At 63.4% G+C, this 17,424-nt stretch carries 17 protein-coding genes; 7 read left to right on the top strand and 10 right to left on the bottom strand.

What is annotated here, in order from left to right; all coding sequences use genetic code 11:
* Positions 1 to 212: 212 nt before the first annotated feature.
* Together G3N95_RS01195 and G3N95_RS01190 are read right to left on the bottom strand one after the other, a co-directional pair.
* The gene (locus G3N95_RS01195) at positions 213 to 698 is read right to left on the bottom strand and encodes a hypothetical protein (RefSeq protein ID WP_205968129.1); all 486 of its coding nucleotides are present in this window, start codon (positions 696 to 698) and stop codon (positions 213 to 215) included.
* Positions 699 to 712: 14 nt separating this feature from the next.
* A complete protein-coding gene (locus G3N95_RS01190) occupies positions 713 to 1,603 on the bottom strand; it encodes a LysR family transcriptional regulator (protein WP_205968128.1) in 891 nt (296 codons plus the stop codon).
* Between the two features lie 195 nt (positions 1,604 to 1,798).
* Between G3N95_RS01190 and G3N95_RS01185 the strand changes: the two genes are divergently transcribed.
* Positions 1,799 to 2,872 (top strand): alkene reductase, encoded by a 1,074-nt coding sequence (locus G3N95_RS01185; RefSeq protein ID WP_205968127.1) that lies wholly within the window; start codon positions 1,799 to 1,801, stop codon positions 2,870 to 2,872.
* An 88-nt stretch (positions 2,873 to 2,960) separates the two neighbouring features.
* On the opposite strand, the gene G3N95_RS01180 is transcribed toward G3N95_RS01185, so the two are convergent.
* Genes G3N95_RS01180 through G3N95_RS01170 form a run of 3 tightly spaced genes read right to left on the bottom strand, consistent with a single transcriptional unit; the run spans position 2,961 to position 5,222 of the window.
* A complete protein-coding gene (locus tag G3N95_RS01180; RefSeq protein ID WP_205968126.1) occupies positions 2,961 to 3,548 on the bottom strand; it encodes a flavin reductase family protein in 588 nt (195 codons plus the stop codon).
* Position 3,549: 1 nt separating this feature from the next.
* Complete coding sequence (locus G3N95_RS01175; protein WP_205968125.1) at positions 3,550 to 4,284, bottom strand: GntR family transcriptional regulator; 735 nt, start codon at positions 4,282 to 4,284, stop codon at positions 3,550 to 3,552.
* Positions 4,281 to 5,222: a polysaccharide deacetylase family protein gene (locus G3N95_RS01170; RefSeq protein ID WP_205968124.1), complete on the bottom strand. Its 942-nt coding sequence runs from the start codon at positions 5,220 to 5,222 to the stop codon at positions 4,281 to 4,283. Before G3N95_RS01170 ends, G3N95_RS01175 begins: the two co-directional genes overlap by 4 nt.
* 310 nt (positions 5,223 to 5,532) lie before the next feature.
* Between G3N95_RS01170 and G3N95_RS01165 the strand changes: the two genes are divergently transcribed.
* The 4 genes from G3N95_RS01165 to G3N95_RS01150 are packed head-to-tail and all read left to right on the top strand — an operon-like array spanning position 5,533 to position 9,780.
* Positions 5,533 to 6,588: an ABC transporter ATP-binding protein gene (locus G3N95_RS01165; RefSeq protein ID WP_205968123.1), complete on the top strand. Its 1,056-nt coding sequence runs from the start codon at positions 5,533 to 5,535 to the stop codon at positions 6,586 to 6,588.
* A 46-nt stretch (positions 6,589 to 6,634) separates the two neighbouring features.
* Positions 6,635 to 7,936: a PotD/PotF family extracellular solute-binding protein gene (locus tag G3N95_RS01160; protein ID WP_205968122.1), complete on the top strand. Its 1,302-nt coding sequence runs from the start codon at positions 6,635 to 6,637 to the stop codon at positions 7,934 to 7,936.
* 31 nt (positions 7,937 to 7,967) lie between these two features.
* Positions 7,968 to 8,882, top strand: coding sequence for an ABC transporter permease (locus G3N95_RS01155; RefSeq protein WP_205968121.1), 915 nt, complete (start codon positions 7,968 to 7,970; stop codon positions 8,880 to 8,882).
* 1 nt (position 8,883) lies between these two features.
* Positions 8,884 to 9,780: an ABC transporter permease gene (locus G3N95_RS01150; protein ID WP_205968120.1), complete on the top strand. Its 897-nt coding sequence runs from the start codon at positions 8,884 to 8,886 to the stop codon at positions 9,778 to 9,780.
* Positions 9,781 to 9,825: 45 nt separating this feature from the next.
* On the opposite strand, the gene G3N95_RS01145 is transcribed toward G3N95_RS01150, so the two are convergent.
* From G3N95_RS01145 to G3N95_RS01125, 5 genes are all read right to left on the bottom strand, one after another.
* Positions 9,826 to 10,539, bottom strand: coding sequence for a TetR family transcriptional regulator (locus tag G3N95_RS01145; protein ID WP_205968119.1), 714 nt, complete (start codon positions 10,537 to 10,539; stop codon positions 9,826 to 9,828).
* A gap of 76 nt (positions 10,540 to 10,615) precedes the next feature.
* Entirely contained in the window at positions 10,616 to 11,533 is a 918-nt protein-coding gene (locus G3N95_RS01140) for an ABC transporter permease (protein ID WP_205968118.1), read from the bottom strand.
* On the bottom strand, positions 11,530 to 12,648 hold the full coding sequence (locus G3N95_RS01135; RefSeq protein ID WP_205968117.1) for an ABC transporter permease: 1,119 nt from the start codon (positions 12,646 to 12,648) through the stop codon (positions 11,530 to 11,532). The genes G3N95_RS01140 and G3N95_RS01135 overlap by 4 nt, the downstream gene beginning before the upstream one ends.
* Positions 12,645 to 14,243 (bottom strand): ABC transporter ATP-binding protein, encoded by a 1,599-nt coding sequence (locus tag G3N95_RS01130; protein ID WP_205968116.1) that lies wholly within the window; start codon positions 14,241 to 14,243, stop codon positions 12,645 to 12,647. The genes G3N95_RS01135 and G3N95_RS01130 overlap by 4 nt, the downstream gene beginning before the upstream one ends.
* Entirely contained in the window at positions 14,240 to 15,265 is a 1,026-nt protein-coding gene (locus tag G3N95_RS01125; protein WP_205968115.1) for a BMP family protein, read from the bottom strand. The genes G3N95_RS01130 and G3N95_RS01125 overlap by 4 nt, the downstream gene beginning before the upstream one ends.
* A 196-nt stretch (positions 15,266 to 15,461) precedes the next feature.
* Between G3N95_RS01125 and G3N95_RS01120 the strand changes: the two genes are divergently transcribed.
* Together G3N95_RS01120 and G3N95_RS01115 are read left to right on the top strand one after the other, a co-directional pair.
* Positions 15,462 to 16,268, top strand: coding sequence for a cysteine hydrolase (locus G3N95_RS01120; RefSeq protein ID WP_346778336.1), 807 nt, complete (start codon positions 15,462 to 15,464; stop codon positions 16,266 to 16,268).
* Positions 16,265 to 17,416 (top strand): amidase, encoded by a 1,152-nt coding sequence (locus tag G3N95_RS01115; protein WP_205968113.1) that lies wholly within the window; start codon positions 16,265 to 16,267, stop codon positions 17,414 to 17,416. Before G3N95_RS01120 ends, G3N95_RS01115 begins: the two co-directional genes overlap by 4 nt.
* Positions 17,417 to 17,424 lie beyond the last annotated feature (8 nt).

Here is a 17,424-nt window from a genome sequence, read left to right as displayed (position 1 = left end):
CTAACGAGCAGGCGGAATGGCAGCGTTTAGCTATCGGTGCACCAACATCGCCATATGACGAAAGGCGTAGTTTCTCCTCGCCGAAAGCAATCTATGGTTAAGACGTGCGCTTCCCTTTTGCGCTCCGGGCTTACCAGCCCACCGGCCGTTCTTTAGGTGCGCCTGTACCCATGGACGCCAGCCGCGGGACTAACCGCGTTATGTGTTTCCCCTTAGCCCGGTAAAAGGGCGAAGATCAAAAACAATGCTCCCTCAACCGGGTTCCGGCACCAGGGCGACATCGCCGGCAACGGATTTCCCGACACGATGCCGGCCTCTTCGCTCATTGCTGTGCCATACCGGCAGCAAGCACTGAAGTCTGATTTTGTGTTTAAGGAGTTCGCCATGAAGACCATGTTTCTCCTGTCTGCAACGCTTCTGGGTGCAGTTTCTTTGGCCAGCGTCGCGCAGACCCAGGACAAGTCCGGGCAGCAAGATGCGCAATCGATGTCCGCTTCTACCAACGCCTCCACGAGCCCATCTTCGAATCCCGCTCCGGGCACGTCCGGATACGGCGGTGTCGCTGGGAGCAGCAGCGCGAGCGGCAGTATGAATCGCCCGGGATGGAACAACTGCGGCCACCTGCCACAATGCAGCCCTGATAGCGGGCACTGAAACGCGATTCGATAGCGGCGGTTTCGCGGATCGAGCCGACTCATCCGCAAAATCGCCGCTACGGTGCAGTTCTGGAACCCGTCAACCGTTCCTGAAGAAACTCGATAAAACGCTGCGTCTTGGCCGGCAATAGCCGCGTTTCCGTGATGGCGTAGATCGGCACCGCCGTGCCGTGCCATCTGGGCATGATCCGGCGCAACGCCCCGCTGGCCAGATCGCCGGCAACCACTTCCTCCGGCATCAGAACGATGCCCATATCGAGCGTCGCGAGTCGTCGGATCATCGCGACGCTGTTGAGCGCGAACCGCCCGCCCACCGGGACCGTCGCCGTGCGTTTGCCGTCATGCAATGTCCATGTACCCGCCTTCAGGATAGTCAGGCATTGATGGCGTTCGAGATCGGCGGGTTTGTCCGGCTCGCCCGATCGTTCGAGATAACCGGGCGACGCATACAGGTGCGGGGTCAGCGAGGCCAGCGAGCGCGCGATCAATTGCGAACTTTCGGACTCCCCTATGCGGATCGCCACGTCGAAGGGCTCGCTGACCAGATCGACCCGCCGCGGTGTGAGGTCGAAATCGAAGCTGATGCCGGGATAGCGTTCGGCAAACTCCACCACCAGCGGCGCAAGGTAGGTCACGGCGAAGTCGACCGGCAACGACACGCGCAGTACCCCCGTGGGATGTGCAAGCATGCCGCCCAGTTGTTCATGTGCGAGGCGAGCCTCATTAACAATGCGCTTGCATCGTTCGAAGTAGATCTGCCCGGCTTCCGTCAGTTCGATCTTGCGCGTCGTTCGATGCAGCAGGCGCAGCCCGATGGTCTTCTCCAGCGCGCTGATCCGCCGCGACAGCGTCGAGTTCGGAATGCCCACCGCTTCGGCAGCGTTGCGAAAGCCATTGGCTTTGACGACCTCCACAAACAAGGCCATGTCATTCAGGTAGTCGTCCATGATCCATTGCTCCATCAATGGATCAATGATATCCGAAGTACCCCCTTTATCCTTCACGCGAAGCAGACGATGATTTCCCCATCGCTAGTTCATCCCTGTGTTCAGAGCCTTCGCACGCAGCAGTGATGTCCGGGCGCGGCTTCGCAGAGGACTGCCCGCTAGTCCCTGCACCACACCCCATTTGAGGATTTCATCGTGAGCAAACTGTTCGATTCCATCGATGTCGGTCGCTACACCCTGCAAAACCGCCTGGTCATGGCGCCGATGACCCGTTCGCGTGCGCAGGTCGACGGCACACCGGGCGTACTGGCCGCCAGGTATTACGCGCAGCGGGCAGGTGTTGGCCTGATCGTCACGGAAGGCACGCAGCCGTCCGACGACGGTCAGGGCTACCTGACGACGCCGGGCATTTATACCGATGCACACGTGGCCGGCTGGAAGAAGGTCACGGACGCTGTGCACGCCGAGGGTGGCCGCATTTTCATTCAGCTGATGCACGCCGGACGCATGTCGCACCCGGATAACACGCCACATCACCGCCCCGCTGTCGCACCGTCCGCCATCGCACCGGGCACGGGCATGTTCACGGCCAAAGGCATGCAGGACATTCCCGTTCCACATGCCCTGACCACCGACGAAGTGCGCAAGACGGTCGCAGACTTCGCGTTCGCGGCTCGCCGCGCCATCGAAGCGGGTGCCGATGGCGTCGAGATCCACGGCGCGAACGCTTACCTGGTTCAACAGTTCTTCGCGCCCAATGCCAACACGCGCACCGACGAATACGGCGGCTCGACCGAGAATCGCGCGCGCTTTGCGATCGAGGTCGCCACGGCGATTGCGGATGAGATCGGCGCCGACCGCACTGCGATCCGCCTGTCGCCCGGTACGGCGATGTGGGGCATCGACGAAGGCGCCGAAAAGCACGCGCTCTACCGCTACCTCGTCGCCGAACTCGACAAGCTGGGGCTGGCTTACCTGCACATCATGCATCTGGGCGACGAGCCGCTTCTGAGCGAGATTCGCAAGCGCTGGACAGGCAAGCTGATCCTGAATCGCCCGGGGCGTTCGCGCGAGCATGTGGGCACCGACGCCACCTCGGGCACCGCGGATCTGGAAGCGTACGGCGCGATGGTGCTGGCGAACCCGGATTTCGTCGAACGGCTCAAGACGAATGCGCCGATGAACGAGCCGCATCGGGAAGGTTTCTTTGGCGGCACGGAAAAGTTCTACACGGACTATCCGACGCTAAGCGAAGCGACGACGGAGTGAGAATGCATTTCGAGTGAAGAGTTGAGTCGCTTTCAGCGACTCAGTTCATAGCCGGCGCTATCGAAGCACCAGCACCGCACACGTAATCTCACAGCTCGAAGCGGTCCCGCGTCGTCACGTAATCGCTTGCGCCGAACCGCCCCACGGGAAAGTAGTGCTGCAATCTGACCCGCCAGGTGTCGAGATCGATCAGCTCGTCCCGCGCATGCAGCATCAACACCTTGCCGATAAATATATGGCGGCTCGGCGTTTCCAGCGTTTCCCAAAGCTCGCATTCGAACGCAACGGGCGCCTCTGCGATACGAGGCGGCTTCACGCGCGTCGACGCCACAGCAGTAAAACCCACTTCATCGAGTTCGCTGACATCGGGCGCAAAGCGTTCGCCGCAGCGATGCATCTTCTGCGCAATCGGCTCGTCCGCGAGATGCACGACGAACTCCCTTTCACGCGGAATGTTCACAGCGGTGTCTTTCAACGCACCGTCTTCCAGCCGGTTGATGCTCAACATCACGATCGGTGGTTCTTCGCCGAGCATGTTGAACATCGAGAACGGCGCGGCATTCACCGTGCCGTCCGCCCCGATCGTAGTCACCAGCGCGATCGGCCGCGGCACGATCAGACTCGCCATCAGTTTGTAGCGCTGGTACTCGGTGATCGCTTCGAAGTCGATTTCCATGTCACTCCACAGCGGTTGAACGATCGGGTTCGATGCCGAGCAGATGCGCAAGCCGCTTCGTTCCCGGCATGCGCGAGGTCTCGATGCGCGCTTCCAGACTCTGCAGATGGGCCGTCATATGCGCAATCGCCCCTTCGGCATCACGCGATTCCAGGCAGTCCAGGATCGCGGTGTGTTCGTCGTGCTCGCATGGCGCATTGCCCACCCGTTCGTAAGCCCCGACGATCAGCGAGCTGCGCGAAATCAGCTCCGTCAGATAGCGTGCGAGGATCGCATTGCCGGACAGCGCGGCAATGCGCAGATGGAATTCGCTTGCGAGCCGCGCCCACGATGGCTGATCGAAGCGATGCATGGCTTCGTGCTCGTCGGCAAGCTGCTTGCGCAGCGCGCCGATGTCCTCGACGCTCGCGCGTTGCGCCGCGAGTTCGACCAGCGCGCGCTCGACCGCGCGGCGTGCCTCGAAAATCTCGCGCTTTTCTTCGCGTGTCGGTTGCGCGATCACCGCGCCCTTGTTCGGACGCAACACGACGATGCCGTCATGCGCGAGCTTCTCCAGCGCGCGCCGCACCACCGCGCGGCCGACTCCGAATAGCGCGCACAGCTCCGGCTCCGGCAGCTTGGTGCCCGGCGTGAGCCTGCGATTCAACACGCCTTCGAAAATCGACTGATAGATACGCCCGTCCGCGCTCGCGTTGTCGCGCTTGGCGTACTGCATGGATGCGTGGAGAGTGCTCATGCGGCTTGCGCCGGTGCGGGCACGGCCTCCTCAACATGGCGCGCGATCGCACCGGGCGTCGTGAGCCAGATGTCGTCGCGCGCGCGGGCGATATGCGCGAGCGCGCGACGCAAATGCCGCAACCGGTATGGCTGCCCGACGATATACGGATGCAGCGCAATGCCCATCACCAGCGCCTGAGCATCGCGCGAGCGCTGGGTCTGTTCGAGCATCTCGTCGAACTGGTCGACGATCATGTCCGCGAAATCGCGCATATCCATCTGCCGCGCCATGATCATCGGCAGGTCGTTCAGCTCCTGCGGATACGGAATCGACCAGAGCGGCCCGCCACTCGTGTGCATGCGCACGGGCCGATCGTCATGGCACCAGTTGAGCGTATAGCGATAGCCCGTTTCGGCGAGCAGGTCCGGCGTGCGATGCGATTCGGAGATCCACGGTGACAGCCATCCCTCCGGCACCACGCCGGAACGCTGGTGAATACGTGCCCTGCAATGCGCGAGCAGCGCGTGCTCAGTGTCTTTATCCAGATCGCTCTGACGCTGCGCGTTCGTGTGACCGTGCGCAATCAGTTCGTCGCCACGCGCGACGCATGCGTCGATCAGCGCCGGGCAGTGATCGTATAGCGACGTATTGATGAGCGTACCCGCCGGCAGATCGAGCGAGTCGAACAGGTCGATGCAGCGCCACGCGCCGACGCGGTTGCCGTATTCGCGCCAGCTGTAGTTCAGCACGTCGGGCTGCGGCGACAGCGGCCCGAGCGCGGCGCCCAGTCCCTCGCCGAACGCGAAGTGCTCCAGATTGAAGCCAAGATAGACCGCGAGCCGCGCGCCGTTCGGCCAGAGGTAAGCATCGCCTTCATGGATCGGCTGATAGTCGAAGCGTCCATGTGTCTTTAGTGAACCAAATGAAGCGCACGGCTCTCGCTTGTAGTCGTTCATTGTCAAATGTGGATGACCCGGTTTGGTTAGTTCGTGCCCCAATCCGAACGAAACCTGCACTGCGATTGCTCACGTAAAGCATCGGCAAGTGCTGACGATCGAGGTGCGGGATCGTGTGCAATATGCGCGCCAACATGTCGACACGCGTTGCCGGCAGGCATTGCGGCGCTCGCTCGCGTACTTGCGGAGAGTCCATGAAAGTGCGAATGGCATATGACTTGCAGAAGTGCCCGGCTGCATGCTCCGTGCACCGCACGCTCGCCGTATTCCATCGGTGTCTACACACGAGACAAACACAGGACAACCTTTCATGGTTCAGCCGGCATCAACCGTGGTTCATGCAAGCCCAGCCGACATCGAGCTCGTACACGTTTCGAAGCGCTATGGCGATTCGCTCGCGGTCGATGCGATCGACCTGCGCATTCCCGGCGGCGCTTACTGCTGTCTGCTGGGTCCGTCGGGTTGCGGCAAGACCTCGACCTTGCGCATGATCGCGGGTCACGAGTGGGTTTCGGAAGGCGATGTGCTGATCGGCGGGCGCAATGTCACCCGCGAGCAGCCCGCAGAACGCGGGACGGCCATGGTGTTTCAAAGCTATGCGCTGTTTCCGCATCTGTCCGCGCTCGACAACGTCGCGTTCAGTCTCAAGATGCGCGGCGTCGCCAAAGAGGCACGCCGAAAGCGCGCGGGCGAACTCCTCGAACTGGTTGCGATGTCAGCTTACGCGCACCGCAGGCCTGCCCAGCTCTCAGGTGGACAGCAGCAGCGCGTGGCGCTCGCGCGCGCGTTGCTCAACGAACCCCGCTGCCTCCTGCTCGACGAACCGCTGTCCGCGCTCGACCCGTTCCTGCGCGTGCAGATGCGCACCGAACTCAAGCGCTGGCAGAAGGAACTCGGCATCACGTTCGTGCACGTCACGCATTCCCAGGAAGAAGCGATGGCGCTCGCCGATCTCGTGGTGGTGATGAGTCACGGTCATATCGAACAGAGCGGCACGCCGTTCGACGTGTTCAACCGCCCGCGCACCGAATTCGTCGCGCGCTTTCTCGGTAGCCATAACGTGCTCGGCGCGAACGGCACGCTCTTCACGGTGCGGGCCGACCGTCTGCGCATCGCGCCGCAAGGTGTCACGCCCGGCACGAGCGCGGGCGAAGGCGGCTTGAGCCGGATCGGCGGGCTCGCCTGCACCGTGCGGGAAGCCGAGTATCAAGGCACCCATCTGCGCATCACGCTCGACCCGCTGGACGGCTCGCCCGCGCTGGTCTCCCTGATGAGCGACGCCGACTACGACCCGCAGCGTCTCGGACCGGACGCGCGCGTGACGGTCTGGTGGGATGAACAAAGCGCCCATCCGCTCGCGGCGTGACGTCCGCAATCACAACCCAACGACAATTTCTTTTGAGGAGAAAGCAATGAACGACGAGAAGATGGCCGCACCCGTGCAACACGTTGAAGAAGAGACCGTCAGCAAGGGCATGTCGCGCCGCACGTTCATCAAGGGCGCGGTCGCGGCAGCGGGCATCACGGGTTTTCCGTACGTGCACGCACAGGAGAAAATCACGCTGCGCTACCTGGGCACGGCCGTCAACCAGAGCGCGGAGATTGCGAAGAAGTTCAAGGAAGACACGGGCATCGAGATTCAATACATCCCCGTGACCACCGACGACGTGACCAAGCGCATCATCACTCAACCCAATTCTTTCGATATCGTCGACACCGAGTACTTCTCGCTCAAGAAGCTCATTCCCGCAGGCACGCTCGCGGGCATGGACGCAAAGCGCATCAAGCTGGCCGACAAGATCACGCCCGTGCTCACGAAGGGTGAAGTGGACGGCAAGAAGATCGGCGATCAGGGCACGGCGCCGAAAAAGGTGATGTTCCTCAAGGGCGCGCGTTCGACGGAGTTCTCCGCCGCGCCAACGGAATGGATGACTCTGATACCGACCACGTACAACGCCGACACGCTCGGCATTCGGCCCGATCTGATCGCGCGCCCCGTGACGACGTGGGCGGACCTGCTCAATCCGCAATTCAAAGGCAAGGCTGCGCTGCTGAACATTCCCGCCATCGGCATCATGGACGCGGCGATGGCGATCGAAGCGATGGGACGCGTGAAGTACGGCGACAAGGGCAACATGACCAAGGCCGAAATCGACCAGACCATCAAGATTTTGATCGAAGCGAAGCGCGCAGGTCAGTTCCGCGCATTCTGGCGCGACTTCAACGAGAGTGTGAACCTGATGGCTTCTGGCGAAGTCGTGATCCAGTCGATGTGGTCGCCCGCCGTCACGAAAGTCCGCACGATGGGCATTGCCTGCAAGTTCCAGCCGCTCAAGGAAGGCTATCGCTCATGGGCATCGGGCTTCGGCTTTCCGCGCTCTTTGCAGGGCAAGAAACTCGATGCCGCTTACGAGTTCGTCAACTGGTTTCAGGACGGCTGGGCAGGCGCCTATCTGATGCGCCAGGGCTATTACCCCGGCGTCACCGAAACGGCGAAGTCGCATATGCAGGCCTACGAATGGGACTACTGGATGGAAGGCAAGCCGGCTGCACAGGACATCAAGGCGCCCGACGGCCAGTTGCTCGAAAAGGCGGGCAGCGTGCGCGACGGCGGCTCGTACAGCCAGCGCATGGGCGCCATTGCGTGCTGGAATGCCGTGATGGACGAGAACATCTACATGGTGCAGAAGTGGAACGAGTTCATCGCGGCATGACGAACCACAAGAACAGGCGCGGAGTGTGACGATGGCCTCGGTCGAATATCTGCAGCAAACGAAGCAAACGTCCGCGCGCCATCGACGCGTGAGCGCCTGGCTGCAAGCCATGCCGCTCACGTTGACGTTCGCGATCTTCTTCATCGTGCCGCTTGCGATCACGTTGATCGTCAGCTTCTGGGACTTCAACGAGTATCAGATCATCCCTGCGTTCACGCTGAAGAACTACGCGGCGATATTCGACGGTTGCGGCTCGCTCACGGATGTGTGCGTCACCATCAAGACGTACTGGTCGACGCTCAGGTTCTGCGCGATCGTGTGGGCGGTGACGCTCGTGCTCGGCTTCACAATCGCGTACTTCCTCGCGTTCCACATTCGCACGACCGCGATGCAGACGGTGCTGTTTCTCGTCTGCACCATTCCGTTCTGGACGTCCAACGTGATCCGCATGATCTCGTGGATTCCGCTGCTCGGGCGCAACGGGCTCGTGAATCAGGCGCTGATCTCCGCGCATCTTGTCGATCAACCGGTCGAATGGCTGCTGTATTCCGACTTCTCCGTCGTGCTCGCGTTCGTGCATCTGTACACGTTCTTCATGATCGTGCCGATCTTCAACGCGATGATGCGCATCGACCGCTCGCTGCTCGAAGCCGCGCGCGACGGCGGCGCAAGCGGCTGGCAGGTGATCCGCGACGTCGTGTTGCCGCTCTCGAAGACGGGCATCGTGATCGGCTCGATCTTCGTCGTCACGATCGTGATGGGCGACTTCCTCACCGTGGGCGTGATGGGCGGCCAGCAGATCGCTTCCGTGGGCAAGATCATCCAGGTGCAAACGGGATATCTGCAATTTCCCGCGGCGGCAGCCAACGCGATCATCCTGCTTGCGGCCGTGCTCATGATCGTGTGGGCGCTGACGCGCGCCGTCGACATCAGAAAGGAACTGTGACATGAGTCTTCCTATCCGGCATCGCGAGCGGCGGCCCGCGAGCTTCTATTGGCTCGCGCTGCTGTTCGGGCTCTTCGTGCTGTTCCTGTACGGCCCTGTGATCACGATCTTCATTCTGTCCTTTCAAGGCCCGGAGGGCGGTCTGACGTTCCCGATGCGCGGCGTGTCGCTGCACTGGTTCGCCGTGTTGCGCGATGGTGTCGGCGATGTCGATATCTGGGCTGCATTCGGGCGCTCCGTCAAACTTGCGCTTGCCGTCACCGTGTTGACAGTCCTGTTCTCGGTCAGCGCGGGCCTTGCATTCAGACGGCGCTTTCGCGGCGATACGGCTCTGTTCTACGTGTCGGTCGCAAGCCTGATCATGCCGTCGATCATCGTGTCGCTCGGCATCGGGCTGACGTTCCGCCTGCTCGATACGCTGATCAAGTATCTGGCCAACGAATGGGGCTTTCAGTCCTTCGCGGACGGCTGGACCACGTCGATGGGCCTCTACACGTCCGCGCTCGGCGCGCATCTCACCTGGACCTTGCCGTTCGGCCTGCTCGTGATGTTCGCCGTGTTCAACCGCTTCAATCCCGCATTCGAGGAAGCCGCGCGCGATCTTGGCGCATCGCCGTGGCAGTCGTTCCGGCATGTCGTGCTGCCCATCATCGGGCCGTCCGTCATCGGCGTCGCGATGTTCGGCTTTACGCTTTCCTGGGACGAGATCGCGCGCACCTCGCAGGCGATCGGCGATCAGAACACATTGCCGCTCGAATTGCAGGGCTTGACGACGTCGGTGACGACGCCCGTCATATACGCGCTCGGCACGATGACGACCTTGATCTCGCTGGCGGTGATGGTGGGTGGTCTGCTGATCGCGAGGTCGATTGCGCGGAAGCGGGCAACGGTTGCTTGATGTGTGAAGCGCCGAACGATGTGTGCGGCGTTCATCGTTACACCTTCAGGCGTGCGCCGCCAGTTCCGGCACGCGGGCGCCCGCGAGAAACGCGCGCACCAGTTCGTGGGCTTGTGCCTTGTGCGCGGCCTGCCAGGAAGGTTCGAGCATCTCGGTCGCGAACATGCGCGACAGCGTGTACGCATTGGACTTATGGAAGTACGCAAGGCTCACGAGCGTCACGTACATGTGCAGCGGATCGATTCCCTTGCGCAGCGTGCGCGCGGCCTCGCCGCGTTTTAGCAACGTGCGTAGCTTGTCGAGCACGGGCGACGACATCTCGGGGATCGCCTTCGAGCGTTTCAGGTAGCGCGCCCGGTTCAGGTTTTCCCACGAGAGCAGACATAGCAACTCGGGATGTGCGGAAAAGTGGCCCTCGATGAAATCGTAAAGCTTCACGATGCCCGCGATGGGTTCGACGGTCTGCACATCCAGTTCGACGACGAGTTCCGCTTCGCGCAGCCGCGCGAGCACATGCTCCAGCACTTCCACATACAGCATCTCCTTGCCGCCGAAGTAGTGATAGATCATGCGGATGTTGACCTTCGCACGGCTCGCAATCCCTTCGACGCGCGCGCCGCTGAAGCCTTTGTCGGCGAACTCCTTGATGGCGATCCGGAAGATGCGTTCGCGTGTCTTCGCCGCAAGCTGCTGGCGGCGCGTGGGCTCCTGCTTCGGCTCTCGGGCGGTTGCGCTGGATGCGGCGGCGTTGCGTGGCATGGTATCGATGAACGGTTGGAAGACGGCGCGGCGAATCGCTATGGTACTCTGCCGCGCCCCTCGCGCTCGCGCCGCGTCAGCGCCTGAACGGCTGGGTGAGCGCGGGCGGCGCGGACTGCCGGCCGATCAGACCTGCCACGGCCACCAGCGCGAGCAGATACGGCAGCATGATCAGCAGCGCCGTCGGCACATGCAGGCCGAACATCGGCAGCTGGAATTGCATGGCCGTCGCCGCCCCGAACAGCAGGCACGCGAGCGCCGTGCGCCCGACCTTCCAGTTGCCGAAGATGATCGCGGCAATCGCCAGATAGCCCGTGCCGTTGGTCATGCCTTCCGTGAAGGTGTGAATATCGCCGATCGACAGAAAGCAGCCCCCCGCCGCCGACATCACGCCCGAGAACACGACCGCGCCGTATCGGATCCGCGCGACACCGAGTCCCGACTGATCGACCGCGCGAGGCGCGACGCCCGTTGCATGCAGCGCGACGCCTAATGCGGTGCGACGCATCACGACGTAGGTGCCGACCAGCACGGCGAGCCCCGCATACAGCAGCCAGACCTGCCCGAACACCGGCTCGCCGATGACGGGAATCTTGCCGAGCACGGGCGGCGACCAGTGCGAGAGGCCCGGGATCACCGCGCTCGAACGCTCGCCGAAAATCTTCCGGTACGCGAGCGTGGTGCCGCCGAGCGCCAGAATGTTGATGCCGATGCCCGTCACGATCTGGTTCGCGCGCATCGTCACGCTCAGGAACGCCTGTAGCAGCGCGAGCGGAATCACGCCAAGCATGCCGCATAGCAAGCCGATGGCGGGATTGCCCGTGAGCCACGAAAACGTCGCGCCCAAGAACGCCCCCGTCAACATCATCCCTTCGACGCTCATGTTGAGCACGCCCGCGCGCTCGCTCACGAGTTCGCCTGTCGAGGCGAGCATCATCGGCGCGGCCAGGCGGATGGACGCGCCCGCGAATACCGCGAGAAGTTCGAGATTCATTGCCGTGCGTCTCCCCTGTCGAGCCACATCGCGCCGCCCGCGAGCGCGATCGTGACGATGCCCTGCACGATCAGCACGAGCGCCGACGGCACCTGCGCGATCATCTCCATGTTGATGCCGCCCGAGCGCAGAAAGCCGAACAGCAGCGCCGCAGCGAACACGCCTGTGATCGAACCGCGCGCGAGCAGGCCGACCACCAGACCGTCGAAGCCGTAGCCCGACGAGAAACCCGCCTTCAGCGAGTACTGGTCGCCTTGCAGCATCAGCGCGCCCGCGAGGCCGCTGAACGCACCGGCGAGCGCCAGCGCACCCACGATCGACGACGTGATCGGCAGGCCCGCGCGTCTTGCCGCGACCGCGTTCAGGCCTGCGGCGCGCAGCGACAGTCCGAAGCGCGTGCGCGTGAGCAGGACAGCCGAAGCGAATGCCAGCGCGATGGTCACCGGCAAGCCAATATTGAAGTTCATGCCGCTCGCCGCGAAGATCGCGGGCAGCTTGGTCAGGTCGGGAATTTCGAGCGATTCGGGCAAGGTCGCGCCGTTCGTCATCGGCTGGCGCAGCAGCGCTTCACTCTGCACGCACCAGTAGAGCAGCCACACGGCGATGAACGACAGCAACAATGTGCTGATCACTTCGTTGGTGCCCGCCTTCGCCTTCAGCACGCCGGGCACGCCGCCCCAAACCGCACCGGCTGCGGCCGCGCCCAGCATCGGCACGACGAACGACAACCCGAACGGCAAATGCGCACAGCCGCCATACAGGCTCAGCGCCGTCGCGACGATGCCGCCGATCGCGATCTGTCCTTCGCCGCCGACGTTGGTGAGTTTCGCGCGGTTCGCGATCACGAATCCCGTACCGACGAGCGCGAACGCGAGACTGCGATTGATCGACGCGCCGATCGCATATGGCGATCCCCACGCACCGTCGGCAAATGCGGCGAGCGCGTCGCCGACGGGCACGCCCATCAGCGCGATCAACAGCAGCGCGGCAAGCATCGCGAACACAACGGCAGCCGCGATCACGCCGGCGACGCGCACATGCGGCAAGCGCGTGCGCCAGCCTTGCGCGCCGTGCGCGGCTCCCAACAGGGTTTGCGACTTCATGTGCGGATTCATGCAGGTTCTCCCGCGCCCGCCATCCATGCGCCAATGCGGCCGCGATTGCTCGCCTCGGGCGTGCAGGTGCCCATGATGCGGCCGCGATACAGCACGACGATGCGATCGGCGACGCTCATCAGTTCGTCGAGTTCGGAGGAAATCAGCAGCACGCCCACGCCGCGATCGCGCGCGGCGCGAATGTGCGAATACACGGCGGCGACCGCGCCGACATCGAGGCCGCGCGTCGGCTGCGCGGCGAGCAGGAACAGCAGAGGATCGAGCGTCAGTTCGCGCGCCAGCACGGCCTTCTGCTGATTGCCGCCGGACAGCCCGCCGAACAGCGCGTCGGGTCCGCTCGCGCGCACGTCGAAACGCTGCATCAAATCCAGCGCGGCGGCGCGCATCGCACGGCGGCGCAGAAAGCCGGCGCGCGTATAGCGATCCAGATGATTGAGCAGCAGGTTGTCGGCGAGACTCATGCCCGTCACGCAGCCAACGGCATGGCGATCTTCCGGCACGATGCCCACGCCCGCTTGCGTCAATTCGCGTGGGCTTGCATGCGTCATGTCGCGGCCCGCGATGAAGAAGCGTCCCGCCGATGCGTTCGACATGCCCGCCAGCACCGCACCGAGTTCGCTCTGCCCGTTGCCCTCGACGCCTGCAATGCCGACGATCTCGCCGCGATTCACCACCAGCGTGCAGTGTTCGAGCCGCGTGACGCCTTCGGCATCGCGCGCGCTCAATCCGTCGACCTGCAGCACTTCTTCCGTCAGTGGCCGCGAATATGGGGAGCGCATTTCCGCAAGCGACAGGCGGTTCGTCAGCGCGTCGGCCGTATCGCCATCCGCGTGTTCCGGGCGATGGATCATCGCGTGAACGAGCCGGTCGATTTCAGCCGACGGTGCCGCCGAACGCGCCACCACCCGGCCCGCCTGCAACACCGTCGCATGCGTGGCGATCCGGCAAATCTCCTTCAGCTTGTGCGTGACGAGCACCACCGCGCAGCCGCGCTTCGCGACACGCTCGCAGGTGTCGAGCAGCGCGTCGATCTCGGCGGGCAGCAACACGGCCGTCGGCTCGTCGAGCAGCAGAAGACGCGGTTCGCGCATCAGGCACTTGACGATCTCGATACGCTGCCGCTCGCCGACAGAGAGATCGGCCACCTTCGCATCGAGTTGCAGCTCCAGCCCGACGCTCGCCAGTACTTCGTGCAGGCGTTCCGCCTCACGCTGACGGTTGAGCCAGCCGCGCGCCTGGCCGAGCAGCAGGTTGTCCAGCACGCTCGCGTCGTCGACGAGACTGAAATGCTGATGCACCATCGCGATGCCATGTGCCAGCGCTTCGCGCGGGTTCTTCGGGCGATACGGCTCGCCGTTCACATGCATCGCGCCCGCATCGGGCTGATGCACGCCGAAGATCACGTTGCACAGTGTCGACTTGCCCGCGCCGTTTTCGCCGAGCAGACAGTGCACGTCGCCTGGCATCAGATCGAGCGACACGCCTTCGAGCGCGGTGAACGAGCCGAAACGCTTGCCGATATCCGTCAGCGAGAGAATCGGCCCGGCGTGCGTATCGGGCGCAATGGGACCGGCGGGAGCGGCGAGCGTGTTCATCCTTCGGAGACCTTGATCTTGCCGCTCAGGATGTCCTCTTCGATCTGCTTGATCTTCGCATCCATCGCGGGCGTCGATTTGCAGATCACCATGCCGGAGGCCTGCGGTCCCATCGCGAGGCCGAACGCCTTGTAGCCCGGCTGCCATTGCCCCTTTTCCAGTTGCTCGATCGCGTACTGCGCCTGATAACCGACACCCGTGATGCTGTACGCGACATACAGCGGATCGCTGCCGCAACGGTCCGTATAGCTGCCGATGATGTGCGTGTTCTTCTCCTTCGCCGCCTGCTCCAGCCCGCGCAGACCGAGATTGAGAATGTGGTAATGCACGTCGGCGCCCTGCGCGACGGCGGCGGCCGTCGCTTCGCGCGCCTTCGCGACGTTGTCGAAGTCGCCCGTGTAGCTCTCGAAGTACTTCACCTTCGGGTTCACGTAGCGCGCGCCGTTGCCGAACTCCTTGCCGGCGTTCACGATAGACGGAATCTCCATGCCGCCGACATAGCTCACCGCGCCGTTCTTCGACAGCATTGCGGCTGCGGCGCCCGCGACGAAGGCGATCTCGGCCTGCTTCACGTCGTACCCCGCCACATTCGGCGGCATGTTTTCGCCCTTGTTGCCGCCGACGATCGAGAACTTCACATTGGGGAAGCGCTTCGCGATCTTCAGCACGGCCGCCTGGGTTTGTCCGCCGATGCCGATCACCAGCTGGTTCTTGCTCGCGAGATTCGTGAGCGCCTGCTCCATGTCCGCGTAGTTGATGTTCTCGATGACCTGCGTCTTCAGCTTCGAACCGAACTCTTTCTGTGCAGCCACGACGCCGTCGTAGCCCGATTCCATCCAGCCCTTGTCGGTTTTCGAACCGGGAATCAGCACGCCGACGCGCATCGCATCATCGGCGGCGTGCGCGACGGGGAAGAAGAACGACGGCGCGGCGAGCGCGACGATGCCCGCCACCACCAGCGAGCGAGAGACGATCCGGCGGCGCAGTTTTCCGCACGATGCCTGTTGTGAACCGACCATCATTGGCACTCCTTTTGCGTTGACTTTCGGTAAGTAGGTTATTCATGACTGAAATGCACGTTGCAACTTCGATGCCAATGCGAGATCGATCGAGCCGGAAACGACCGGCGCTTTCCTCGTCGGCGATGGCGTGAGCACCGTGCATGACGGTCTTCGATCGATGCTCGAACAACAACCGTTCAACGCTCCGGAGAACTTTGTGAAGCACACTGAAAACCCAGACCTGGCAAGGCCGGAAGGCGCGCTCGGCGCCTTCGCTCAAACGCGCTGGACGGCCACGGAAAAGCTCGTCGACATGGCCGCGCCGACGCCTGCGCCACGCGTCGCGGTGCTCGATTCCGAGCCGCAAAAAGTGCGCTTCGATGTCGAGAAATCGGCGCTCGTCATCATCGACATGCAGAACGACTTCTGCACCAAAGGCGGGTGGGTGGATCACATCGGGGGCGATTACGGTGCGGATCGCGCGCCGATTGCACCGTTGCAGCGCCTGCTGCCCGTGGTGCGCGAAAGCGGCATCCCCGTGATCTGGGTGAACTGGGGCAACCGGCCCGATCTCGCCAACATGCCGCCGAACCAGATTCATCTCTACAAGCCGAAAGGCACGGGCATCGGCCTTGGCGAGGCTTTACCGGAGCATGGCGCGCGCGTGCTGGAGAAAGACTCGTGGGCGGCCGCCGTCGTCGACGAACTGAAGATCGAGCCGCAGGACATCTGCGTGGACAAGTACCGCATCAGCGGCTTCTGGGACACGCCGCTCGACAGCATCCTGCGCAACCTCGGCGCGCGCACGGTGTTCTTCGCGGGCGTCAATACCGATCAATGTGTGATGCACACCCTCACCGACGCCAACTTTCTCGGCTATGGCTGCGTGATGCTGACCGATTGCTGCGCGACGTCGTCGCCCGCGTTCTGCACGGAGGCGAGCATCTGGAACGTGAAGAAGTGCTTCGGTTTCGTCGCGGATTCGCTGCAATTCGCGGCAGCGCTCGAAGGAGCTTCAGCATGAGCGCGTTCATTCCCGGCCCGAGATCGAAGATCGGCGCGACTGCAAGCGGCGCGCTCGACGGCTTGCGTTTCGCGGTCAAGGATCTGATCGACGTTGCGGGCACGACGACGGGGGGCGGCAATCCCGACTGGCTCGCGACGCATGATCCCGCCTCGCGCCACGCACCCTGCGTCGCGAAACTGCTCGCGGCGGGCGCATGCATCGACGGCAAGACCATCACCGATGAACTCGCGTACAGCCTCGAAGGCGTGAACGCGCATTACGGCACGCCGCTCAATCCGCGCTGGCCGCATGCGTTGCCGGGCGGTTCGTCGAGCGGCTCGGCCTCTGCCGTGGCGAACGGCGACGTGGACTTCGCGCTCGGCACCGACACGGGCGGTTCGGTGCGCGTGCCCGCCGCCTTCTGCGGACTATGGGGCATCCGGCCGACCTACGATGCCGTGCCGCTCGAAGGCGTGCTGCCGTTCGCGCCGCGCTTCGATACCGTCGGCTGGTTTGCGCGCACGGGCGAGATGCTTGCACGCGTCGCCGGCGTATTGCTCGACGGAACGCCGGCCGTGGATGCGCCTTCTGCGCTCGTGCGCTGCCAGGAAGCATTCGATGCCCGCGCAGCGAACGAGCCCGACGACGCACAGCGACTGCGCGACTTGTGCCTGACGCCCGATGCGATCGAAGTCTTTGCAGGCGAGCAATCGCGCTGGCTGCACGTGTACCAGCAGTTGCAGGACGATTCGATCGGGGCGTCGCTGGGCGCGTGGATCGACGCGAACGCTCCGCGCTTCGGCCCGGACATCGCGGCACGCTTCGCGCGCCTGAAGACGCATGACACAGCCGAAGTCGAACGCTGTCGCGTGATGCGCGAAGCATTTGCGCAACGCATCGACGGCATCGTCGGCGATGTGCTGATCGTGCTGCCGACCACGCCGCGTTCGCTGTTGAGCAAGCAGGAAAAGCCCGAGATCGTCGACGCTTTCTACCGCGACGCGCTCACGATGAATGCGATCGCCGCATTCGCGGGCTTGCCGCAAGTCAGCGTGCCCGTCGTGAGCGAAAACGAGCGGCCGCTCGCGCTGTCGCTGATCGGCCCACACGGCAGCGATCGTGCGTTGATCGCTCGCGCGCGCGATCTCTTCCCCTCTCTTCCGTGAACGGAACG

The organism is Paraburkholderia sp. Tr-20389 (assembly GCF_017104565.1).
Classification (GTDB): Bacteria; Pseudomonadota; Gammaproteobacteria; order Burkholderiales; family Burkholderiaceae; genus Paraburkholderia.
This window is presented reverse-complemented; position numbering and strand designations above follow the sequence as displayed.